Annotated in this window: 18 protein-coding genes; 12 read left to right on the top strand and 6 right to left on the bottom strand. The window is 70.4% G+C overall.

The window, feature by feature from the left end; all coding sequences use genetic code 11:
- The first annotated feature begins 430 nt into the window (after nt 1-430).
- The 5 genes from NON19_RS11480 to NON19_RS11460 all read left to right on the top strand — a co-directional run bounded on the left by NON19_RS11480 (nt 431) and on the right by NON19_RS11460 (nt 5,447).
- Complete coding sequence (locus NON19_RS11480) at nt 431-1,963, top strand: penicillin-binding transpeptidase domain-containing protein (RefSeq protein WP_255926975.1); 1,533 nt, start codon at nt 431-433, stop codon at nt 1,961-1,963.
- Nucleotides 1,964-2,576: 613 nt separating this feature from the next.
- A complete protein-coding gene (locus tag NON19_RS11475) occupies nt 2,577-2,717 on the top strand; it encodes a lasso RiPP family leader peptide-containing protein (RefSeq protein WP_255926973.1) in 141 nt (46 codons plus the stop codon).
- Between the two features lie 119 nt (nt 2,718-2,836).
- Nucleotides 2,837-4,756 (top strand): asparagine synthase-related protein, encoded by a 1,920-nt coding sequence (locus NON19_RS11470; protein WP_255926971.1) that lies wholly within the window; start codon nt 2,837-2,839, stop codon nt 4,754-4,756.
- Nucleotides 4,753-5,010, top strand: a complete 258-nt coding sequence (locus tag NON19_RS11465; RefSeq protein WP_255926969.1) for a lasso peptide biosynthesis PqqD family chaperone — start codon at nt 4,753-4,755, stop codon at nt 5,008-5,010. Before NON19_RS11470 ends, NON19_RS11465 begins: the two co-directional genes overlap by 4 nt.
- On the top strand, nt 5,007-5,447 hold the full coding sequence (locus tag NON19_RS11460) for a lasso peptide biosynthesis B2 protein (protein WP_255926967.1): 441 nt from the start codon (nt 5,007-5,009) through the stop codon (nt 5,445-5,447). The genes NON19_RS11465 and NON19_RS11460 overlap by 4 nt, the downstream gene beginning before the upstream one ends.
- 121 nt (nt 5,448-5,568) lie before the next feature.
- Here NON19_RS11460 and NON19_RS11455 read toward each other — a convergent pair whose 3' ends face one another.
- A complete protein-coding gene (locus tag NON19_RS11455; RefSeq protein ID WP_255926965.1) occupies nt 5,569-6,774 on the bottom strand; it encodes a hypothetical protein in 1,206 nt (401 codons plus the stop codon).
- Nucleotides 6,775-7,095: 321 nt separating this feature from the next.
- On the opposite strand from NON19_RS11455, the gene NON19_RS11450 reads away from it, so the two are divergent.
- Both NON19_RS11450 and NON19_RS11445 read left to right on the top strand, forming a co-directional pair.
- Complete coding sequence (locus NON19_RS11450) at nt 7,096-8,535, top strand: alkaline phosphatase family protein (RefSeq protein ID WP_255926963.1); 1,440 nt, start codon at nt 7,096-7,098, stop codon at nt 8,533-8,535.
- Nucleotides 8,536-8,565: 30 nt separating this feature from the next.
- The gene (locus NON19_RS11445) at nt 8,566-9,192 is read left to right on the top strand and encodes a hypothetical protein (RefSeq protein WP_255926961.1); all 627 of its coding nucleotides are present in this window, start codon (nt 8,566-8,568) and stop codon (nt 9,190-9,192) included.
- Nucleotides 9,193-9,290: 98 nt separating this feature from the next.
- On the opposite strand, the gene NON19_RS11440 is transcribed toward NON19_RS11445, so the two are convergent.
- The gene (locus NON19_RS11440; protein WP_255926959.1) at nt 9,291-10,160 is read right to left on the bottom strand and encodes a universal stress protein; all 870 of its coding nucleotides are present in this window, start codon (nt 10,158-10,160) and stop codon (nt 9,291-9,293) included.
- Between the two features lie 252 nt (nt 10,161-10,412).
- On the opposite strand from NON19_RS11440, the gene NON19_RS11435 reads away from it, so the two are divergent.
- On the top strand, nt 10,413-11,096 hold the full coding sequence (locus NON19_RS11435; protein WP_255926957.1) for a helix-turn-helix domain-containing protein: 684 nt from the start codon (nt 10,413-10,415) through the stop codon (nt 11,094-11,096).
- A 35-nt stretch (nt 11,097-11,131) separates the two neighbouring features.
- Here the strand turns inward: NON19_RS11435 and NON19_RS11430 are convergent, their stop codons facing one another.
- Nucleotides 11,132-12,253 (bottom strand): cation diffusion facilitator family transporter, encoded by a 1,122-nt coding sequence (locus NON19_RS11430; protein ID WP_255926955.1) that lies wholly within the window; start codon nt 12,251-12,253, stop codon nt 11,132-11,134.
- A gap of 76 nt (nt 12,254-12,329) precedes the next feature.
- On the opposite strand from NON19_RS11430, the gene NON19_RS11425 reads away from it, so the two are divergent.
- Nucleotides 12,330-12,686, top strand: a complete 357-nt coding sequence (locus NON19_RS11425; protein WP_255926953.1) for an ArsR/SmtB family transcription factor — start codon at nt 12,330-12,332, stop codon at nt 12,684-12,686.
- 173 nt (nt 12,687-12,859) lie between these two features.
- Here NON19_RS11425 and NON19_RS11420 read toward each other — a convergent pair whose 3' ends face one another.
- Nucleotides 12,860-13,261 carry a BlaI/MecI/CopY family transcriptional regulator gene (locus tag NON19_RS11420; protein ID WP_255926951.1) on the bottom strand — a complete coding sequence of 134 codons (402 nt, stop codon included), beginning with the start codon at nt 13,259-13,261 and terminating at the stop codon, nt 12,860-12,862.
- A 226-nt stretch (nt 13,262-13,487) separates the two neighbouring features.
- Here NON19_RS11420 and NON19_RS11415 point away from each other — a divergent pair, with 226 nt between their 5' ends.
- Nucleotides 13,488-14,132, top strand: a complete 645-nt coding sequence (locus tag NON19_RS11415; RefSeq protein ID WP_255926949.1) for a phosphatase PAP2 family protein — start codon at nt 13,488-13,490, stop codon at nt 14,130-14,132.
- A gap of 113 nt (nt 14,133-14,245) precedes the next feature.
- Here the strand turns inward: NON19_RS11415 and NON19_RS33640 are convergent, their stop codons facing one another.
- On the bottom strand, nt 14,246-16,339 hold the full coding sequence (locus NON19_RS33640; protein WP_255926947.1) for an NEW3 domain-containing protein: 2,094 nt from the start codon (nt 16,337-16,339) through the stop codon (nt 14,246-14,248).
- 414 nt (nt 16,340-16,753) lie between these two features.
- Here NON19_RS33640 and NON19_RS11405 point away from each other — a divergent pair, with 414 nt between their 5' ends.
- Together NON19_RS11405 and NON19_RS11400 are read left to right on the top strand one after the other, a co-directional pair.
- Nucleotides 16,754-18,304 (top strand): Na+/H+ antiporter, encoded by a 1,551-nt coding sequence (locus tag NON19_RS11405; RefSeq protein ID WP_255926945.1) that lies wholly within the window; start codon nt 16,754-16,756, stop codon nt 18,302-18,304.
- A 169-nt stretch (nt 18,305-18,473) separates the two neighbouring features.
- The gene (locus NON19_RS11400) at nt 18,474-19,922 is read left to right on the top strand and encodes an RtcB family protein (RefSeq protein ID WP_308213675.1); all 1,449 of its coding nucleotides are present in this window, start codon (nt 18,474-18,476) and stop codon (nt 19,920-19,922) included.
- 158 nt (nt 19,923-20,080) lie between these two features.
- Here the strand turns inward: NON19_RS11400 and NON19_RS33380 are convergent, their stop codons facing one another.
- A complete protein-coding gene (locus NON19_RS33380) occupies nt 20,081-20,965 on the bottom strand; it encodes a glycoside hydrolase family 25 protein (RefSeq protein ID WP_308213674.1) in 885 nt (294 codons plus the stop codon).
- Between the last annotated feature and the right edge of the window lie 90 nt (nt 20,966-21,055).

The following is a 21,055-nucleotide window of genomic DNA, read 5'->3' as shown; positions in this document are numbered from 1 at the left end:
GGGGCCGCAGGGACGTCCTGGCTCGTGGTGCTGCGTGGCCCGCAAGGGTCACATCCGGGGTATGGACGTCCAACGCCGCCTTCAGGCGAAACCGCCTGCCCGAGGAGCTGGAAGCATGAGCGAGCACCGGCGAAAGCCGCCGCAGTCGAACGACTACGGCCGCCCCACCCTGCCCGGAGCGCTCCCCACACCGACATCTCCGTCAGTCCCGGCGGATTCCGGCCCATACACCGCCCCGCCAACCGACGCCGCGCACGCGGCTTCCGGCCGCCGCGCACGTCGGGCGTCGATGCGGCGTCGTGCCCGGTCGAGCGTCCTTGCGCAGCGGGGCATCAAGGGCGCTCTGATAGGCGGAGCCTGCTCGGTCGCGGTCGGAGCAGCGGGCTACGCGTGCTATGCCCTGCTCCAGGGCCCGGCGCACAGTAGGCCGTTGGGGCACGCCACTCACGCCACGGCCCGGGTGCCCGCGCGAAGAGAGGCCACCGCGCTGTCGCCCGCCGAGGTGGCGCGCACCTCGAGCGCCTTCCTCGCGGCGTGGTCGTCCGGCGACACGGCGAAGGCCGCCGGCCTGACCGACGACGCACGGCACTGCGCTGGCCAACTCGACGCCTTCCGGACCGAGTTGCACGCCACCTCGCTGGTGCTGACCGGCCAGTCGGCAAAGGGCACCACCGTGCCGTTCTCGGTCAGCGCCCGGTTCAGTGCCGACGGTCAGCGGTCGAAGTGGGACTACCGCTCGGAACTGACGGTCGTGCGTGACGCATCGGGGCGCCCGGTGGTCAAATGGGCCCCGTCCGTGCTGTATCCGACGTTGGGCGACGGCGAGAAGCTGGTGGTCGACCACTCGGCCGCGCCAGCGATCACCATCCTGGACCGCGACGGCGGTGCGCTGACCGCCGCCGAGTATCCCTCGCTGGGCTCCGTGATCAGCCAGCTACAGGCGGCCTACGGCACCGCGACGGGTGGCGCACAGGGCAGCGACATCCGTGTCGAGGGCGCCGACGGGAAGCTGGGGCCGGTGCTGCACCAACTCTCCCAAGGCAGGGCGGGGAAACCGTTGCGGACGACGATCGACGCCCGTCTCCAGTCGGCGGCCGAGCAGGCGGTCAAGACCAAGGGACCGGATGCCGCAACGGTGGTGGTCCAGCCCAGCACCGGCGCGATCCTGGCGGTCGCCAACCAGCCCGCGACCGGCTCCGACAAGGCGCTCAGCGGCACGTACGCGCCAGGTTCGACGTTCAAGCTGATCACCGCCTCAACCGCGCTCGAAACCGGCCGGGTCTCCCCCGACAAACCACTCAACTGCCCGAAGAACTTCCAGTACGGCGGTGCGAACTTCCACAACGTGGATGACTTCTCGCTGCAGAACGCCACGATGGCGCAGGACTTCGCACAGTCCTGCAACACTGCCTTCATCTCCACCGCGACATACCTGCCCGACAACGCCGTCGCCGACGAGGCGCACGACGTCTTCGGCATAGGGCTCAACTGGAGTGTCGGTGTGCCCGCGTACAGCGGCAGCGTGCCTGCCGCCAGTGGGGCGATGAAGGCCATGTCGTACATCGGCCAGGGCAATGACCTGATGAGCCCGCTGGCGATGGCGTCCGTGGCGTCGACGGTCAAGGCCGGTGCGTTCCATCAGCCGTTCCTCGTCTCCCCGTCGGTCGACGGGCGAACGCTCGCTCAGCCGCCGCGGCAGTTGAGCGGCTCGGTGGCCGACCAGGTCCGCTCCATGATGCGGCTGACCGCGCAGTCGGGGACGGCGGCTCCGGCGATGGCCGGACTCGACGGCGACATCGGGGCCAAGACCGGAACCGCCGAGGTGGACGGGCAGAACAAACCCAACAGCTGGTTCGTCGCGTACCGCGATGACGTGGCCGCGGCGGCCACCGTCCCGAACAGCGGTGAGGGCTACAAGTTCGCCGGGCCGATCGTCGCGGCGATCCTGAAGGCTGCCAACTGACCGGTGGCTGCGGCGAGTTGGCTCGCCAGGCCGGTGGTCAGCGCACGGCACGCCGACAGGTGTGCGGGCTGACGCCGCTGGTCCGCTTCAACCGGTCCCGGCAGGCGGCGGGGCGCCGAGGCCGACCGTGAAGATCTCGCGGTGTTCGCGCCAGGCGGGCGCGGCGCGGATCTCCCCGGTCGGCAGGCCATGCTTGTGCGCCCCCACGTAACGGAGGTCGCCAGGGTCTGCGCTTACGCTGTCTGGGTGACGTGATCGCGCACGGCATCCCCGCCTCGCGCGCACGACGCGCTGACTGGAGAGGCCAGATGACTGATCGGAGCCCGAAGGGCTTGCGCGCGTCACCGGGCGAGGTGGCGTCCACCGCCGGATTCCGCGACCGGTCCTGCCTCACCGGAGGCTAGAAGCCGGTCCTGGGCATCACCCGAGCCGGTATGTCCATGCTGCTGTCCGATAAACCTGCCCGGGTTAGGTTCACCATCATCAGTGATAAAACGTCGGCCGCCTGGACGGTTGCCCCTCAAGTGCTGTAGCGCGGTTGGACGGGCCGGTTCTCAATGGTTCGCAGGGACGCGGAATTGCCGCGTCCCTTGACCGGAGGGATGTGATCACCGTGAACGAAGCACCGGCCATCGAGCCCACCGACGTGTACGAGCCCCCGCTGCTGGCGGAGGCGGGCGACTACGCCGAGCTGACCCAGGGCGTCGAAGGGATTACGCCGGAAGGCTGGCACGCTCACTGGATGGGCTGGTAGTCACCCGTGCCGGGTGCCGGCTCCGCCCCGCGCTGGGCGAGGGCTGGCACCCGGCCGCCATCCGCGCGGCCTGGCCGCCTCCCACCACTCGTGCCCGCCTCACCGCACTGGACAGGCCCATGGGCTCCTCCCCCACCTGGTTCGTCGTTCTTCCTGACCGCGAGTTCCACCCCGATGTCATGCGGCGGCTGCGGCAGCGCGCCTCGCGAGTCGTCGCGCACCCATCCGGGCGTCCCTGGCTGGTCGGCGCCTGGTCCCAGGGCGAGCTGTCCGTCGCCGCCGCCGGAGAGGTACGGCTGGCCGTGGCCGGGACGTGCTCGCTCACCCCCGACGAGCTGGCCACCCGGGCCAGGCGCGTGACCAGCGCGGCTGCCGTCGAGAGCGAGCTGTCCGCCTGCCATGGAAGCTTCCACGTCATCGCATCCGTCGGCGGCCACACCTATGTCCGCGGGACGCTGTCCGGACAGCGGCGGGTGTACCTGGCGGCCGTCGGGGGCGGCACGGTATGTGCCGACCGCGCGCGCACCCTGGCCTGGCTCACCGGCGCCGAGCTGGACGCCGGGCAACTCGCCGTTCGTCTCACGGGATTCACCGCGCCGCATCCGCTGGCCGGTGGCGGGTTGTGGCGTGGGATCCGCGCAGTCGTCCCAGGTGAGGCGCTGCATCTGGCCACTGGCGGCCAGTGGCGTACGGCCCGGTGGTGGCGGGCGCCCGAGGGGGAGCTGCCGCTCGCCGAGGCCGCTCCCGCGCTGCGGCAGGCGCTGCGCGAGGCCGTGGCGCTACGGGTACGGCCGGGGGAGGTGCTGGGCGCGGACCTGTCCGGGGGCATGGACTCCACTTCGCTGTGCTTTCTGGCCGCCGAGGCGGGGGCCCGCCTGGTCACCGCCACCCTGCGCTGGTCGGCGCCTGGCAACGAGGACCACGCCTACGCTCGGCACGCGGCCGAACTCCTGTGCAGCGCTGAGCATTTGGTGTTCCCCTCCGCCGAACTGCCAGCCCACTTCACCGGTCTCGACCACCGCCGCGATCCCGGTGACGAACCGTCGGCCGGGCTGCGCGACCGGGCCGGTCAGCACCACCTGGCCGAGGCGATGCGGGCCCGCGGAGCCGTCCACCGTCTGACAGGGCACGGCGGCGACCACGTGGTCCAGCCACCGGACGGCTATGTGCACGGGCTGCTGCGCCGCTCGCCCCTGGTGGGGTTGCGGCATGCCGCCGGGTTGCGGGCCCGCCGACGCTGGCCGTGGCCCGACGCGGTACGCATGCTGCTCGACCGGCGTTCGTACCGGACCTGGCTGGCCGGAACCACCGCACGGCTGCGGGCCGCCCCCGCCCGCCGTGTGGTCCGCGCACCGCAGGGGTGGGGGCTGCAGCCGCAACTCCCGCCATGGGCCAGCGACCTGGCCGTCGACCTGATCGGCGCACTGCTGCGTGCCGCGGCCGACGGCGTCGAGCCACTGGCCGCCGAACGCGGTCGGCACGCCTGGATCCACCAGGCACAGGAAGCGGGCAGGATCGCCGGGCACCTGGCGTACGAATCCGCCGCCACGGGCCTGCTCGCACACAGCCCGTTCTGCGACGACGCCGTGATCAACGCGTGTCTGGCGGCCCGGCCGCACGAGGCGGCGGCCCCGTGGTCGTACAAACCGCTGCTCGCCGCCGCGATGCGGGACGTGGTGCCGACGCGCGTCCTGTGCCGGACCACCAAGGACCACTGCGGCGTGGAGTGGCAGCACGGTCTGCGGGTGCACCAGCGGGCCCTGGCCGCGTGGGCTGAGGACTCCCGGCTGGTGGCCGCGGGCGTGGCCGACGAGGAACTGCTGCGGCGCGCCCTGCTCTCCCCCGGCCTGCTCCGCGGCGGATCGGCCGAGTTGGAGGCCACGTTGGGCGCCGAGGCGTGGTTGCGGGACCTCGAGGCGCATCCGGTCCCGGCCCACCTGAGCCCGGCGCATGCACCCCGGCCGGAGCCGGACGCCGGTGGAACGGGCCGCGCCGTCCCACGCGAGCATGAGCACACGCACAAAGGAGCACCACGTTGAGCCGACTACGCGCTGATGTCACCGCGTGCCCGACCGATGACGGCATGGTGTTGCTGGACGAGCGCCAAGGGCGTTACTGGCAGCTCAACAGCACCGGTGCCCTTGTCGTCCAGGCACTCATCGACGGCGCCACGCCTGAGCAGGTGGCCGATCAGCTCTCCCGCGTCCGTCCGGTGAGCCGGGAGCGCGCGGTCGCCGATGTCGCGGCGTTGATGGATCAACTCACCCGGGCGAAGCTGGTGAGCGCCCCGTGAGCCAGGTCCTGGAGAACAGCGCCGTCCGACCACCGCTGGGCCGACGTGTCGCCGCACGCGCCGCCGTCGGTGCCGCGCGGCTGATCGCCCGGCTGCCGCCGCGCCGCATCCGCGCGGTGCTGCACCTGCTGCGGCGCGGAGCCAAGCCCGCCGAGTACGCCGATGCGCTACGGGCGCGGCAGGAGGTGACGGCCATCAGCACGTTGTGCGCCGGACGTTACTGCCTACAGCGTTCGCTGGCCACCGCCTTGCTGTGCCGGCTCGGCGGAAGCTGGCCGACGTGGTGTTCGGGGGTGCGTACGTCGCCGTTCGCCGCACACGCCTGGGTCGAGGCCGAGGGCCGGTGCGTCGGCGAGCCGGAGGACACCACCACGTACCGGGCACTGATCCGGGTACCCGCGCGATCGGCGGCGGCCACACCGGTCTGCCCCCGTTAGGCCGCGCTTGGCACGTGCGGTGCGACGCGTGGTTGCCTCGCCCAGTGGGCCGTCGCCGAAGGCGCAGCCGAGCTCAGCCGGTTCGCCCGTCGTTCAACTCCGCGGCGTGCGCGCTGACATGTCAGGTACGTGAGTCCTTACGGCAGACGCCGGTTCCCTTGGGGAGCGGGTGGCTGCGGTCGTAGGGATCGACGACCGAGCCGGTGGGGGTGCCGCCCGATGGCTGCGCGAATTCGAAACCCGGGTGCACATAGCCGTCGTGGATGTCGCACCCCGAGTTGCCGAAGTTGGAGTCGTCCTTCACCAGCCACAACCTGCCCGCGGTGACCCGGACCCGGGACGGATCAGCGACCCGCATGCCGACCTCGCGGCGCATGATGACCCGCACCACCTGATCGGTGCTGCCATCCGCCTTGGTGAAGGCGTAGACGAAGGTGTAGTCCGCGGAGACCAGCACCGAACCGTACTGGTCCTCGGCGAACGTCATCTGACCGCGGACCTTCACCACGGTGCCGACCGGCTTGAGTTCCCCGGGGTTGTAACGGGTGGCGAAGCTGAGTGGGTTGTTGTCGTCGCTCGGGGACCGGAACGCCTCCTCGAAACGGTCCCGGGTATCGCTCTCCAGTGGGTCGATCGCGTCAAGGGCGCGCTGCGGGAAACCACCGCGGAGCACCTGCGGGTCGAGATTGGTGGCGATCAGGTAGTCCTTGGTGCTCCGCAGTGCCGCTGCGACCTGGTCGCGGCTCATCGCTCCCACCGGCCGTGCGGTGGGCAGGGTGATGGCGTCGGCGCCCTCGGCCCACTGCTCGGCGGGCGATCCGGCGAAGGGGTGGTCGAACGACGCCAGGCCCGTCGGGCCGGTCGGCGGTGCGCTGCCATGCGCGCGCGTCTCGGCGGGAAGCGGGCCCGAGTGGCTGCCCGACCCGCCGGACGATCCGCCGCGTACCAGCGACAGTGCGCCGGAGGGGTTGAGGGCGACCGCGGCCACCCCGGCGGCCACCAGCGCGGCCAACGCGTTGCGGGCCCAGTTGGGAAACCCGCGCCGCCTGGACGGGATGACGTTCGGCGCGGCCCGCCAGGGATCCGGCTGCGGCCGCTTGTTCTTCCTGCCCTTCCAACCCTTGGCCCGGGCCGCCGTCTCATCCTCGCGCCGCAGCCGTTCGGTGACCATACGGGCGCGTGCCGAGGGTTCCTTGGGTGCGGAGGCCCGGATCGCGCTCTCGGAGTCGGCGAGGAGCTTGTCGAACACCTCGTCAGGAATAGTGGTGTTCGAGTCGCCATCGGTCTGGCGCGAGGATTCATCAGGCCGAGGCGGCTCTGCGGTCATCGGACTACCTTCAGTTTGTCGAAGAAAGCCCAGTTCTACTGGTGGGCACGACACTGCGACAAGATCTGCCCACCGCGGCCCGGAAGTGACATGGGCCACACCGCCCCAGCACCGCACCGCGACGGCCCGCCGAAGCAAGGAGGTTGACCTGCTCGATGACGCTGGCCGACACATAGGCTCCTCGACACCACATCACCTGTTGTTTATCTTTCGGTTACCCGAATGTTCGTTTGAACCCAGACTGCACGTGCGTGAGTTGGTGCAGAGTGCGGGTCGTCGGCGGAGGCAGTCTTCGTCGTCTCAACACGTTGAAGGAGCGATATGGCAGGGTTCACGCTCGGCCGCCGGTGGCAACACCTGGCCGCCGGGGTGGCGTTGACGCTGGCGGCGGTCACTCTGGCCCCGTCGTCGGCCTCGGCCCAGGAAGACAACCGGCCCACGGCCCACAAGATCGGACACGTGTGGACGATCATCCTGGAGAACAAGTCCTACGAGTCGACGTTCACCGGGCTGAACCAGAACAGCTATCTGTGGAAGACCCTTCCCCAGTACGGGGAGTTGCTGCGCCAGTACTACGGCACCGGTCACTACAGCCTGGACAACTACATCAGCCTGGTCTCCGGCCAGGCTCCGGCCCCGGACAACCAGAACGACTGCCCGCAGTACAAGGACGTCACCCCCGGAACCCCCGCCCCGGACGGCCAGACCCTCGCCTCGTCCGGGTGCGTCTACCCCAAGTCGGTCAAGACGCTGTTCAACCAGCTCGACGACAAGCACGTGCCGTGGAAGGTCTACGCCCAGGACATGGGGAAGAACCCCACCCGGGAGAACGCCTACCAGTGCGGCATTCCGGGCAACCCCTCCGGCGCGGGCGTCCCCGACCCCGGTAGCGCCACCGCGACCGACCAGTACGTGCCCAAGCACAACCCGGCCGTCTGGTTCCACTCGATCTTCGACCACCCCAAGGACTGCGCGAACGTGGTCCCGCTGGACGGACTTGCCGCGACCAAGGGACACCGCGCGGAGAGCGGCCTGGCCCAGGACCTCAAGCACGAGTCCACCACCCCCAGGTTCTCCTGGATCACCCCGGACAACTGCTCCGACGCCCACGACGCCACCTGCAAGGGCGACAACCTCTCCGGTGACCCGAACAACCACCAAGGCGGCCTGTACGCCTCGGACTTGTTCCTGGAGAAGGTCATCCCGCAGATCATGGCCTCGCCCGCGTTCCAGCACGACGGCCTCATCCAGGTCGTCTTCGACGAGGCGTTCCCGCCCTACAAGATGTACGGCAACTCCATCGCCGACTACACCGGCAACGCGGACAAGTCGCTCAACACCCCGACGGACACCTCCCAGTCGATCGTCGCGTGCTGCAACGAGCTGCCCGGCCCCAACACCACGCAGCCGGGCTTCCAGGCGTTCGGGCAGGACACCACACCCGGCGGCGGCATCACCGGCTCCGTGCTCATCTCCCGGTTCATCAAGCCCGGGTCCATCAGCGACCAGCCCTACAACCACTACAGCTGGCTGCGCAGCATGGAGGACCTCTTCGGCATCGACCACGGCGGCACCGACGGCCACGGCCACCTCGGCTACGCCGGTGCCGACGGTCTGCGGCCCTTCGGCGCAGACGTCTACAACAACCCCTCCGGCCGCGCCCTGCCTCCGGCCCCCTCGGGGAGCGTCGTCTATCCCGCCGTCGCCAACAGCCAGGAGGCGGAACACCCGATCGTCAACCCGTCACCCGCCGGGCGCTGACCGACCGATCCTTCGAGGACCACGCAACTGATGAACGCTGCGCGCAACGCAGCGCCGCGCCGGGCCGACCGCAGTCGGCCCGGCCTCCGGCGCGCTCCTTCCCTCCTGCGCCTGGCCCTGCCGACCTGTGCCGCGCTGGCGCTGCTGGCAGGCTGTGCCGACCACCCGCCGTCCACCGATGGCAACGGCGACGCCGCCAGCACCGTCCACAAGCTCGGCGCCGTGCCGATCCCGTCACGACCCGCCGGGCAGGCCACGCCCACCGCCGATGAGCACCACCTGCAACTGGTGGCCATGGGTGCCCCGATCCGCGCCCAACTCCCGGGCGTCACCGCCCTGGTGGTGGCCAGCGGGCCGGTGGAAGACCTGCCGTCGGCGGGCGGCAAGGTCCCCGACCAGACGAAGGGGACCATCACCATCACCGTCAGCCAGGCCACCGCTCCGCTCACCGTCAAGGCCGATGACTTCAGCTCCCGCGACGAGCAGGGCAAGGACGTCGCCCTCTCCCCCGCGGGCCCGACGACCGTCACCGCCACCACGGGGAAGTCGGCGAACCTCGTCCTGTCGGGCACATACCACTCCGGCGCCGCACAGTTGACGTGGCGCCATGACGGCAAGGTCGTCGCGATCTGGGACTTCAACATCGAACTGGACTGACGGCGAAGTGGACACGGTTCCGGCCCGCGCGGTGGCAGTCCGTCGACCATGTGCAGGGTCACCGGCTCGTCGGACCCCCGCCGCGGTTCGCCCCGCAGTCAGGTCGGTACCACCGCGACCGGACAGTCGGCCTGGTGCAGGACGCGTTGGACGACCTTGCCCAGTCGCATGGAGAACGGTGGGCGGTGGCGTCGGGCGCCCAGGACCACCAGGCCCGCGGTGTGCGACGCGTTGATGAGTGCTTCCTCCGGCTCGACCAGCCGGATCTCCTGCGTGACGTCCACTTCGGGGAAGGCCTGGCGGGCGTCGGCCAGTACCTCCGCCACTTCGGCGCGTTCCCTGGCGACGTGCTCCTCGGCGTCCGACGGGGGCGTCGCGAGGTATCCGGGGAGTGCCTGCGGGTACGTCCAGGTCCGCAGCGCGTGCAGCGGTGCGTGCCAGCGGGCGGCCTCGGCGAAGGCGAACTCCACAGGCGCGGGCGGCTCGCCGGGGGCAACACCGAGTACGACGGGGCCCGCTGCGGCCGCGTCCGCCGTGTCCCGCGTGCCGCGTACCACCACGACGGGACCCGACGCGTGCGCGGCGAGTCGTTGGCTCACCGAGCCGAGCAGCACGGCGGTGAACCGGTTCAGCCCCCGCGCACCCACCACGACCAGCGCGACCTGCTTGGCCATGCGGATCAGCGAGGACACCGGCTCGTCCCAGACCGCCTCCCAGGTCACCACCAGACCCTCGCGGCCTTGCTGGGCGCGGTGTGCGGACCGCTCCAAGTCCTCCTCGGCTTCCAGAAGATGGTGCTCGGGGACGCCCTCATGGATGGCGCCGGGAAGGTAGACGCCCAGGGCATGCAGGATGTGCAGCTCCGTCCCGCGCTGTGCGGCCTCGTCGGCCGCCCAGTCCAGCGCTCGCCACGCGGCCTGCGACCGGTCGAATCCCACGACGACGATGTCTGCGGACGGGGTGTTCATCGCTGCCTCGGTTTCGCGGCGGGTTCCCAGGTCCTGACGGGGACGTCGTCCGTCCCGGCGGGGTCCCCTGGACGCCCGGGGGGCGATGTCCTCACTACAAGTGTCCGATCCCGCCTCGAACCTCGCACGGGGGCGAAAGACCCTCATGGGCCGCCTGCCCCGAGCAGGCCGGTGGCCGCTGATCCACGATGGATGTGAGGCGGCCGCGCACGGCTGAGCGGCGGCCGGGACGGTGGAAGGAAGTGTCCGGCTGTGGCCAAGAAGCTGTCCTCAACGGGTCCGACGGAGAGGTCGTCGATGGACCGGGGCGACATCGGGAGGCGGGTCGCGCTACGACGCGAGGAGCTGGGCCTCACCCGCGAGGAACTGGACGCCCGGGCGCGGGTGGCACCCGGCTACGTCCAGTACGTGGAGGAACACTCCGCGACTCCGGATGTCAGCGGGCTGCTCAGTCTGGCCGCGGCCTTGGACACCAGCATGAACGCACTGCTGGGCAGCCACGCCGAGCTGCCGCCCGGCTTGGGGAAGGCGGCCTACCATCCCCGTCTGGTGGAGATGGGTCCACAGGAGTGCCACGACCGGCTCCGCGCGCACGGTGTGGGCAGAGTGGCGTTGAACACCGCGGACGGGCTGGTCATCATGCCGGTCAGCTACACGATGGCCGACAACACCGTCGCTTTCCGGACCACCTACGACAACGGTCTGGCGGCCGCTGACGGGACCGAGGTGGCCTTCGAGGTGGACGAGCTCGACGAGGCGCTCAGCCAGGGCTGGAGCGTGCTGGTCGTCGGGCGCATCCACCGGGTCGCGAACGCGGACACCGAGCGGCAGCTGACGGAGCGGGCGCACAGCGCTCCCTGGCCGGGAGGCGAACGTGAGCTGTGGATGCGCATCGTCCCCGAGCGCCGCACCGGCCGCCGGATCCAGGCCGGTTGACGCCCGTACGGCCCGCCCCCCTGGCGGTGGCTGCGTCAGGCGGCGTTGTGGTGGGCGAGGGCGGCGTGCGGGTCGGTGCCGTCGCTGGTGTGGTCGGTGTGGACGGTTGCGGCGGTGAGCCGGGGGACGGCGTGGATGAGGGCGTGCTCGGCGGCCACGGCGAGTCGGTGGGCTTGGACGACGGTCAGGTCGGGGTCGACGATGATGTCGGCTTCGGCGCGCAGCGCGTGGCCGATCCAGCGCATGCGGACCTGCCCGGTGCCGCGGACGCCGTCCACGTCGCGCAGGGCGGACTCGGCGGTTTCGACGAGTTCGGGGTCCACGGCGTCCATCAGACGGCGGTAGACCTCCCGGGCGGCGTCCCGGAGCACCATGAGGATGGCCGCGGTGATGAGCAGGCCGACGATGGGGTCGGCCAGGCGCCAGCCGAGTGCGGCGCCGCCCGCGCCGAGGAGGACGGCCAGGGAGGTGAAGCCGTCGGTGCGGGCGTGCAGTCCGTCGGCGACCAGCGCGGCGGACCCGATCCTGCGGCCGGTGCGGATCCGGTACTGGGCCACCCATTCGTTGCCGACGAAGCCGACGAGGGCGGCGAGTGCGACGGCCCACAGGTGTGTGATGCCGCGGGGGTGCAGGAGCCGGTCGACGGCCTGGTACGCGGCCAGCATGGAGGATCCGGCGATGGTGGCAACGATGGCGATTCCGGCGAGGTCTTCGGCGCGCCCGTAGCCGTAGGTGTAGCGGCGGTTCGCCACGCGGCGGCCCAGGACGAAGGCGATGCCCAGCGGGACGGCGGTCAGGGCGTCGGCGGCGTTGTGGATGGTGTCACCGAGCAGTGCCACCGATCCGGACAGCGCGACGACCACCGCCTGGGTCGCCGTGGTCAGTCCCAGGACGGACAGCGACAGCCACAGGGTCCGCATGCCTTCGGCAGAGGTCTGCATGGCGGCGTCGACCTTGTCCCTGGCCTCATGGCTGTGCGGGGTGCACAAGTGGCCGATCTGGTGCCGTATCCGTGACCAGCGGCCGGAACCGTGGGCGTGATCGTGCGTGTGGCCGTGGTGCGCGTGCTCGTCCGCGAAGTGCGGGTGGTGCGGGTGGTGGTCCGCGTGGTCGTGACGGTGGCCGTGGGGCGCACGGATCGCGTTGTTGTCGCTCACGGGCTCATCGGACCTTCCGGCAGGGGTGATCGGCTGGGGTTGGACACCGCGGTGGGCTCCCCCTCATTATGTGCGTATGAGCGCACGCACGCATCTATCAGATGCGCACGGCTCGCAGGAGCCAGATGACGGCGAACGCCTCGCGGTGGCCGTCGAGGTGTTGGGACTGCTGGCCGACCGCACCCGCCTGGCCCTGCTCCGCAGACTCGGCGAAGGCGAAGCGGATGTCACCACGCTCACGCAGGCATGCGGGGCCACACGTACTTCCGTCAGCCAGCACTTGGCCCGACTGCGCCTCGCCGCTCTGGTGACCACCCGCAAGGAAGGCCGACGGGTGGTCTACGCACTGCGCCACGGTCACCTGCGGCGTCTGGTGGCCGAAGCCATCAACGTCGCCGACCACAAGATCGGCCACCTCCCGCCCCACGACTGAGCGCTCCGCTGGGTGTGCGGCGATGTGCCGCCGATCGTCCGCGGCACCATGACGGCTGGCCGCGCGGTCCGCCACGCCCCCTTCAGGGCGCTACCGGACCGCCGGGTTGGTTGGAGCGGGCCGGGCGCAAGCGGCTGGCGGTCGGCGGCGGTGACGCCGTCGCCGCGCCGCCCTCACCCCACGCCCGGCAGGTCTCCGCCGAGGAGCTGGCGCAGCAACTGCTCGTCGTCGGCCGACAGATCGTCGACGAACCGGCAGAGCACCGCCTCCCGGTCGGGGTCGCTGTCAAGCACCTCCCGCATCCGGCGGGCGGTCATCCCCTGGGCGTCCGCGACCGGCGCGTAGGCGTAGGCCCAGCCCTGCTTGACGCGGGTGAGCACCCCCTTGCCGTGCATACGGGACAGCACGGTCACCACTGTGCTGTACGACAGGGCGTCGTCCATGCGCTCCAGCACCTGGCCGGGGGTCAACGCCTGCGCGGTGTCATGCAGCACGGTGAGGATCTCGGCCTCCAGCGCCCCGCCCGGCCGCCGCGAGCCCACCGGCCCCGCCGTGCCGTGCTCGTCTGCCGCCATCGGTTGGCCGACCTTCCGCTCGTGATCCGCAGTTCCGGAACTTCTACCGTCACGTAGAAGCTCTGCCGAGCACGAGTGTGCCACGACTTTCGGACACCGCATCAACTGGAGAGATCGCCACCGCCATTAACTTCTACACCCGCGTAGATGTTAGTCTCCGATTCACTTTACCGCGTTCGGATGTTCACGCGGTGGTTCCTTCGGCGACTTCGAAAGAGCGGGCCTGATGACCTTTCACCCCGTAGTACGACTGGCCTTCGACGGCTCCGGCATCGACGGCTCGCTGTTCACCTCCGTCACGGACTTCGCCCGCGCCACCCCCTGGCTGAACACCCCCATGCAGGTGTGGACCAACCTCGGGCTGGGCGTTTTCGCGGTGCTCATGGTCGTGGGCTGGTGGAACGCCCGTCGCCGGGACGCCACCGCGATGACGCTCGCGCTGGCCGCGCCGGTCTGCGTCGTGACGGCGTTCGCCGTCGCTGAAGTCGCGAAGAAACTGGTGGCGGAGGTGCGTCCGTGCTACTCGCTGCCGCACGACTTCTACGTCGACTCCTGCCCGGTGCCCACCGACTACGCCTTCCCCAGCGGCCACACCACCACCGCCGCCGCCACGGTCGCCGCGCTCTTCCTGCTCGACCGCCGCCTCAGCGCGATCGCCGCCATCTTCGCGGTGATCGAGGGCTTCACCCGCGTCTACGTCGGCGACCACTACCCGCACGACGTGCTCGGCGCCGCCGTCCTCGCCCTGCCCGTCGCCTTCCTCACCAGCCTCGTCCTGCGCCGCCTGGCCACCGGGCTGGTGGCCAACCTGCGCAACGGCTCGCTGCGCCCCCTACTGACCGCGAGGCAGGCGGCACACGCCGCTCGCTGACCGCCGCCACGCGCTGACAGACCGGGGCGGCGCGGCGGGTGAGGCCGCCGCGCCGCCCAGAGTCGCCCGTGGGTGACGTTGCCGTCGCCCCCGCCAACTCGCCTAGAGGGTGGTCAGTTCAGGGCGAAGTCGGAGAAGTCCGCCTCGCCGGAGGTGCCGTCACTGTGGGAACTGGTGAACACACCAACGTCCTGGGTGGCCGTCACACCGGGAAGCGTGGCGGCGGCCAGACGGGTCCAGGAGGTGCCGTCCGTCGAGTAGTAGCCGGTGAAGGTGGAACCGGAGCGGACCAGCTTGAGCCAGCTGGGATAGCGGGCGGTGCCGGTCCCCTGGTCCGGCGGAGCGCTGTTGGTGTCCAGATGCCCGCTGCCGGTGCTGTCCCACTGCAGGACGTACCCCTTGCCCGGCGCCGCGGCCAGGATCAGATAGCCGGGAGACCTGCCGGGGGCGGTGATGTCATCACGCACCATGATCCCGGCCTTCGCCCACTCACTCGTGCGGGCCTGAGCGGTCAACTCGACCACGGTGGTGGAACCGTCGTGCTCCGCCGCGTGCCGGTAGACCGCGCTGTACTGGTCCGTGGTTCCCCACAGGTCGGCGCCCGCACCCTCGATGGCGAACCTGCCGCCCTGTGCGCCGAAGACGGCCGTGGTGTCGGAGAAGGTACGGAACGGGGCCCTGACGGGCGCGGACAGCTCCACCGGGTTCGACGCGGTGACCCGCCAGGTGCCACCGGACGCGTGCCCGGAGGCGGTGCCGCTGACCGTCGTCCGGGTGATCGGCTCGGGAAGTACGGCGGGCGCGGTCACCCGGAAGGTGGCCACCGCTTGGCCGCCGCGGGGTATCCGGGCGAAGTGGGTGCGGGTCAGCGCGGTGACGGTCCACTGGTTCGGCGCGGAGATGCCCAACCGGACATCCGCGGCGGCCCCGGCACCGTCGTTGGCCAACGTCGAAGTCACCGTCGCGGAGGTGCCCGCCGACCACGCGGGGGCGGTGGTGGTCAGTACGACGTGGGGAGCGTAGCGGCCCGGTGTGCCGGTCGGCGCGACGCGGTACATCACCGTCCCGTGCGCGGGCACGAAGGCCCGGACGGCACCGGCGGTGGCGGTAGTGGTGTGCGCCCACACATCCCGCAACGTGTAACCGTTCGCCGCGGGCAGCCCGAGCGCGGAGGTGGTGGTGGAGATCAGGGCCGGTGCGGAGTTCTCGTTGAACAGCGCCACCGCGACGCTGTGGTCGGCAAGCGGCTTGGCCAGCACATCCAAACCACCGGTCATGCTCACCGGCCTGCCTTGGCGGCCGAGCCGGTCCTGGTCGATGGCGATGACTTCCTTGTTGCCATAGCTGGCCAGAGTCGTGGCGCTCGCACGGCGCAGATCAGTGCCAGCGATCAGCGGAGCAGCCATCTCCGCCCACAGCGAGAACTCGCTGCGGTCCTCGGTGACGGTCATGCCGTTGCCGACCTCCAGCATGTCGGGGTCGTTCCACGCCCCCGGCCCGGCCGCGTCGGCGAGCCCCACGTTCTGATGGAAGATGGACAGCATCCGGCCGTAGGAAGCGTCGATGTCGCCAGTGGTACGCCACAGGTTGCCGACCGAGCCGCCCCAACTCGCCACGTCCTCCTGGCCCCAGTCACACAGGCTGTAGACGATCGGCCGCCCGGTGCGGGCCAACGCCGCGCCCATCGCCTGATATCGCTGACGCGCGGGTATGCCCAGGTTGTTGCAGTTGTCGTACTTGAGATAGTCAACTCCCCAGGCCGCGAAGGAGTCCGCGTCCTGCTGCTCGTGTCCCAGGCTCCCCGGGTACCCGGCACACGTCATCGTCCCGGCGCTCTCGTAGATACCCAGCTTCAGCCCGCGAGCGTGCACGTAGTCCGCCACACCCTTGATGCCGTGTGGGAACTTCACCGGATCCGGGACCAGATTCCCGGCCGCGTCGCGGGAGTTGGCCATCCAGCAGTCATCGATGTTCACGTACTGATAGCCAGCGGAGCGCAACCCGCTGGAGACGATCTTGTCGGCGGTCTGCTCGACGAGTTGCTCGCTGACGTCGCAGCCGAAGGCGTTCCAGTCGTTCCAACCCATCGGCGGGGTGAGCGCCAGGCCGTTGCCGAGCGCGGAGGCCGCAGGAGCGGCAACAGGGACAGCCACAACAGGCACCGCCCCCAGGACGACCGCGACCACGGCGGCCCACAACTTGCGCATGGGATCTCCTGAGTCCGAGAGAAGTGGCGGACATTGCGGTGGATCTGATGCCTAGCGCAGTGCGGGGAAAGCGAACCAAAAACAACACATTGAGTCAATACAGAACGTCAACTCGGCGCCTATGCCGATCGAAACTCCACAAAATCAAAAGAGCCCCCAGGGTCGGACCGCTGGATAGCGGGATATACAACCCGGATCCCACATGTCGCACTCACGCCGCCGTCCACCTCGCCGGGTACCTGCCGTCATCGGCCCGAGTGGTGTGCGACAGCCCGGGAGGGGCCGCTGAGCTGCGGCTTCAGCGCTGGGCGGGGGCCCAACGGGTGAACGGTTCGTTAGGATCCTGCCAGGTGTGCCGGGAAGTCTGGTCGGCGATGCAGTTGTCAACAGCCGCTACCTACGAAGGGCGACCACGTGACCGGCCTGACCATCGTTCTCCTGCTCGTGGTGTTGGCTACGGCGGTGGCGACCGGGGCCCGGCACTGGCGGTTGCCCGCGCCCTCCCTGCTCGTGGTGGCCGGTCTCGGCATCGGGATGCTGCCCTGGGTGCCGGACATCCACGTGCCTCCTCAAGCGATCAGCGTGGGCGTTCTGCCCCCGCTGCTGTACGCCTCCGCCGAGGAGATATCCGGGCGCGAACTGCGGGCGGTGTGGCGGCCGGTGACCGTGCTGGCGCTCGGGCTGGTCGTGGCGTCGGCGGCGGCGGTGAGTCTGGTGGCCTCGGCCGTCACACCGCTGACCGCGTCGACGGCGTTCGTGCTGGGCGCCGTGCTGGCCAGCACCGATCCGGTGGCGGTTACGGCGCTGGGGCGCAGGCTGTCGTTGCCGCCGCGGGTCCAGGTGATGGTGCAGGCGGAGAGTCTGTTCAACGACGCCACCAGTCTGGTGTTGTTCAAAGTGGCCGTGGGCACCGCCGTGACGGCCAGCGCGGTCTCCGCACCCGGAGCGGTGGGCCAGTTCGTGCTGCTGGGCGGCGGCGGATCCCTGGTCGGCGCCGCGGTCGCCGCAGTGGTGACGCTGATCCGTCAGCGGACCGAGGAACCGGTGCTGGAGACGGTGATCGCACTGGTCACCCCGTACGCGGCCTACGTGCTCGCCGAGGACCTGCACACTTCCGGCGTGACGGCGGTGGTGGTCGCCGGAGTCATCCTCGGCAGCACCGGGCACCGGTTGACCAACGCACCGATAAGGCTCCAGGTACACGCCGTCTATGCCACGGTGGTCTTCCTGCTGGAGAGCGTGGTCTTCGCCATCATCGGCCTGGAACTGCCCACGCTGATAAGGGAACTGGCCGCTGACGAGCACGGTTGGCCGCTGTGGGTGCCCGCGGTGGCGTTCACGGTGCTGGCGGTGCGGCTGCTGTGGGTCTTCCCGTTGTCCGCGCTGATGCAGCACCGGCGCGGTGGTGGGGTCTCCCTGCGGGTTCCGGCGGTGCTCTCCTGGGCGGGGACCCGCGGCGTGATGCCACTGGCCGCCGCCCTGTCGATTCCGCTGGTCACCCACGCCGGAGCAGCGCTGCCGCACCGGCCGTTGATCCTGATGCTGACCACCGGGGTGGTCGTCCTCACCCTGATCGTGCAGGGATTCACCCTGGCCCCGGTGGTCCGCCGCTCCGGGATCGCCCTGGAGCCCGAACACACCGCCCGCGAAGAAGCCAGCGCCCGCAACCGCCTCGCCCGTGCCGCCCTGGCCGAACTGGAGCAACTCGCCGAACTCCAGGCGGCCCCCGAGGTCGTCGTCGACCAGCTCCGCCGCCGCATACACATCCGCCTGCAACAGGTGGACACCGAAATCGAAGAGGACCAGACCGACCCGGCGAACGCGTACCGCGACCTGCGCCGCGCCCTGATCGCGGCGGAGTCGGCGGAACTGCAGCGGTTGTACGAGGCGAACCAGATAAGCGGCACCACCCGACGCCGCCTGCAACGCGCCCTGGACCTCGAAGAGGCCGGACTCGGCGGATAGCCCCACAGCGCGCCGCCACTCCCCGTTCCGCACGCTCCGCAGTCAAGCCCTCACCGCACTGTCTGGCCACGCCACCCGCCATGCCTGGGCCGCCAGAACGGCGCGGCGACCGCGTTCCGATGCGCGGTGGCCGGGTACCAGGCCTGGAGGGGGTGTTCGCCGTAAGGATGTGATCACTGTGCAGACGGCGGAGACGGCACCCATCGAAATCGTGGAAGACGGCCCGTTCCGGTTCCGCATCCCACAGCACGGCCAGATGCGGGTCCCGGGGGTGGTCTACGCCAGCCATGAGTTGCTACCGCGGACGTTCGACGACCAGGCGTTGCAGCAGGTGGTGAACGTGGCCACGCTCCCCGGGATCGTCACCGCCTCGTATGCGATGCCCGACGTGCACTGGGGGTACGGCTTCCCCATCGGCGGCGTCGCCGCGACGGACGTCGCCACAGGTGGTGTGGTCTCTCCTGGTGGCGTCGGCTTCGACATCTCCTGTGGTGTGCGACTGCTTGCCGCGGGATGCGACCGCGCGGCACTCGCCTCGCACTTGCCCGCGCTGATGGACGTGCTCGGCCACCGCACCCCGCGTGGTACGGCTCATGGGGCGGTCTGGCACGTCGGTCGGTCGGAACTGAGGCAGATCCTGGAGGGCGGGGCACAACACGCGGTGGACCGCGGTCACGGGGTCCGCCGTGATCTGGAGCGCTGCGAGGACGAGGGCGTACTGGCGGGCGCGGAACCGGATCGCGTCAGTGAGCAGGCCCTGGAGCGCGGTCTGGGACAGGTGGGCAGTCTGGGCTCGGGCAACCACTTCCTGGAGGTGCAGGCCGTCGAGACCGTGTACCTCGAGGACGCCGCGCGGGCGATGGGGCTGAGCGTCGGACAGGTGTGTGTGATGATCCACTGCGGGTCTCGCGGCCTCGGGCACCAGATCTGCACGGACTACGTGCGGACGATGGATCAGGCCATGTCGCGGCACGGGATCACACTTCCCGACCGGCAACTCGCCTGCCTGCCGGTGGACTCGCCCGAGGGGCGCTCCTATCTGAGCGCGATGGCCGCCGCCGCCAACTACGCGCGGGCGAACCGGCAGTTGCTCTCCGAAGTGGTGCGTGACTCCTTCGAAGCGGTGGTCGGCTGCGGTGTTGACCTGGTCTACGACATTTCGCACAACATGGCCAAGATGGAAACGCATCGTGTCGAGGGCGCCGAGCTACTGCTGTGTGTACACCGCAAGGGCGCCACCCGCGCGCTGCCCCCGGGCCACCCCGACCTGCCGCCCGACCTCGCCGAGGTCGGCCAGCCGGTGCTCGTTCCCGGCACGATGGGCACGGCCTCCTACGTCATGGTGGGCACGGTCGGCGGCGGCGCGTTCCACTCCACCTGCCATGGCGCCGGACGTGTCCGCAGCAGGCACGCCGCGATGCGCGAGGTGAATGGGCGAGAACTGCGCGATGACCTGGAGTCGCACGGCATCGCGGTACGGGGGACGACACTGCGCGGGCTCGCCGAAGAGGCACCTGTGGCATACAAGGACATCGACGCCGTGGCGCGGGCGAGCGAGGGCGCGGGGCTGTGCCGCAAGGTGGCCCGACTGGTGCCGTTGGGCGTCGTCAAAGGCTGAGCCATGCCCCATGAGGGTCACCAGACGGAGGTCCAGGGCGGGCACGACGGTCGCCCGCGTGTGGACGATCCCCGACCCGCGGCCATCGCCGTGCTCCACGCTCTGCCAGCCACAACACCGCGCCGCCGGGCCCTACTCGGCGCCGCCCACGACCGTGGTCACCAGGTCTCCACGGCGTAGGCGACGCCGGGATCGCCGGTCTGCAAGCTGATCTTGACGTCGGAGTTGGTGAGGTCGACATCGACGGTGCCGCCGGAGGCGCTGACGGTCGCGGTGGACTCGCGCCAGCCGGAGCCGTTGTGGATCGCGACCCGTACGCTGGCCCGCGCGGACGGGTCGCCGACCGTGTCCATGCCCAGATGCAGGCACCGGTGCGGTGCCGTCGACCAGGCGTTGCCGTGCGGGACGAGCACAACCGTGGGCTCGGCACCCGGAGTTACGGAACCGGCGATCCATTGCGGCATGTCAGTCTCCCAGGGCGGAGGTGTGGGGTCGGTGTGGGTCGCCCAGGCCACGAGCTCCGTGGCGGAACCGAAGTTGCCGACATCCCGGTCGATGCCACCGGAGTCGGAGTACTGGTGGAAGGTCCACGGATGCTGGACCCGCGGACGACCGGCGGTGGTGATGTCCGCGATCCACAGGCCGTCAGCGCAGTCGCTGGTGGTGTCCAGGTTCTTCCAGAAGTACGTGTTGCAGTACAGGACGAGCCGGTGGCTCGGCCGCAGTTGCCGGACCGCGGCGAGGAACGCGTCCTTGTCCGCGCCGGATACCGAGCTCTCCTCCCAGTCACAGGCGAGGATGTCACCGGGCACGCTGTCGCACTGCCGCACGAAGTACTCGGCCTGTGCCCACATGCTGGCGGACGAGTCCAGGTAGTGGTAGAAGCCCACCACGAGTCCGGCGGCACGGCCGTGCGCGGCCTGCCCGGCCTGTAACGGGTTGACGTACCCGGTGCCCTCGGTGGCTTTGACGAACACGAAACTGAGGCCGGAAGTGTCGTAGTTGGTGGGTTGGTACGAGCTGACGTCAACGCCCGCGATCATCCGATCAACCCCTTCGCGAAGTGGCGGCTGCCAGAGCGACGCCCGAGGCGATGTGGTGGGTGACTGGTCCTACCGAAAAGGGTCGTCCCA

The sequence above is a fragment of the Streptantibioticus rubrisoli genome (genome assembly GCF_024436055.1).
GTDB classification, from domain to species: Bacteria; Actinomycetota; Actinomycetes; order Streptomycetales; family Streptomycetaceae; genus Streptantibioticus_A; species Streptantibioticus_A rubrisoli.
This window is presented reverse-complemented; position numbering and strand designations above follow the sequence as displayed.

Excerpts from the sequence above, each read along its gene's own strand:
- NON19_RS11470 (WP_255926971.1), top strand. The coding sequence starts at position 2,837 with ATGGGCTCCTCCCCCACCTGGTTCGTCGTTCTTCCTGACCGCGAGTTC.
- NON19_RS11455 (WP_255926965.1), bottom strand. The coding sequence starts at position 6,774 with ATGACCGCAGAGCCGCCTCGGCCTGATGAATCCTCGCGCCAGACCGAT.
- NON19_RS11450 (WP_255926963.1), top strand. The coding sequence starts at position 7,096 with ATGGCAGGGTTCACGCTCGGCCGCCGGTGGCAACACCTGGCCGCCGGG.
- NON19_RS11445 (WP_255926961.1), top strand. The coding sequence starts at position 8,566 with ATGAACGCTGCGCGCAACGCAGCGCCGCGCCGGGCCGACCGCAGTCGG.
- NON19_RS11440 (WP_255926959.1), bottom strand. The coding sequence starts at position 10,160 with ATGAACACCCCGTCCGCAGACATCGTCGTCGTGGGATTCGACCGGTCG.
- NON19_RS11425 (WP_255926953.1), top strand. The coding sequence starts at position 12,330 with ATGAGCGCACGCACGCATCTATCAGATGCGCACGGCTCGCAGGAGCCA.
- NON19_RS11420 (WP_255926951.1), bottom strand. The coding sequence starts at position 13,261 with ATGGCGGCAGACGAGCACGGCACGGCGGGGCCGGTGGGCTCGCGGCGG.
- NON19_RS11415 (WP_255926949.1), top strand. The coding sequence starts at position 13,488 with ATGACCTTTCACCCCGTAGTACGACTGGCCTTCGACGGCTCCGGCATC.
- NON19_RS33640 (WP_255926947.1), bottom strand. The coding sequence starts at position 16,339 with ATGCGCAAGTTGTGGGCCGCCGTGGTCGCGGTCGTCCTGGGGGCGGTG.
- NON19_RS33380 (WP_308213674.1), bottom strand. The coding sequence starts at position 20,965 with ATGATCGCGGGCGTTGACGTCAGCTCGTACCAACCCACCAACTACGAC.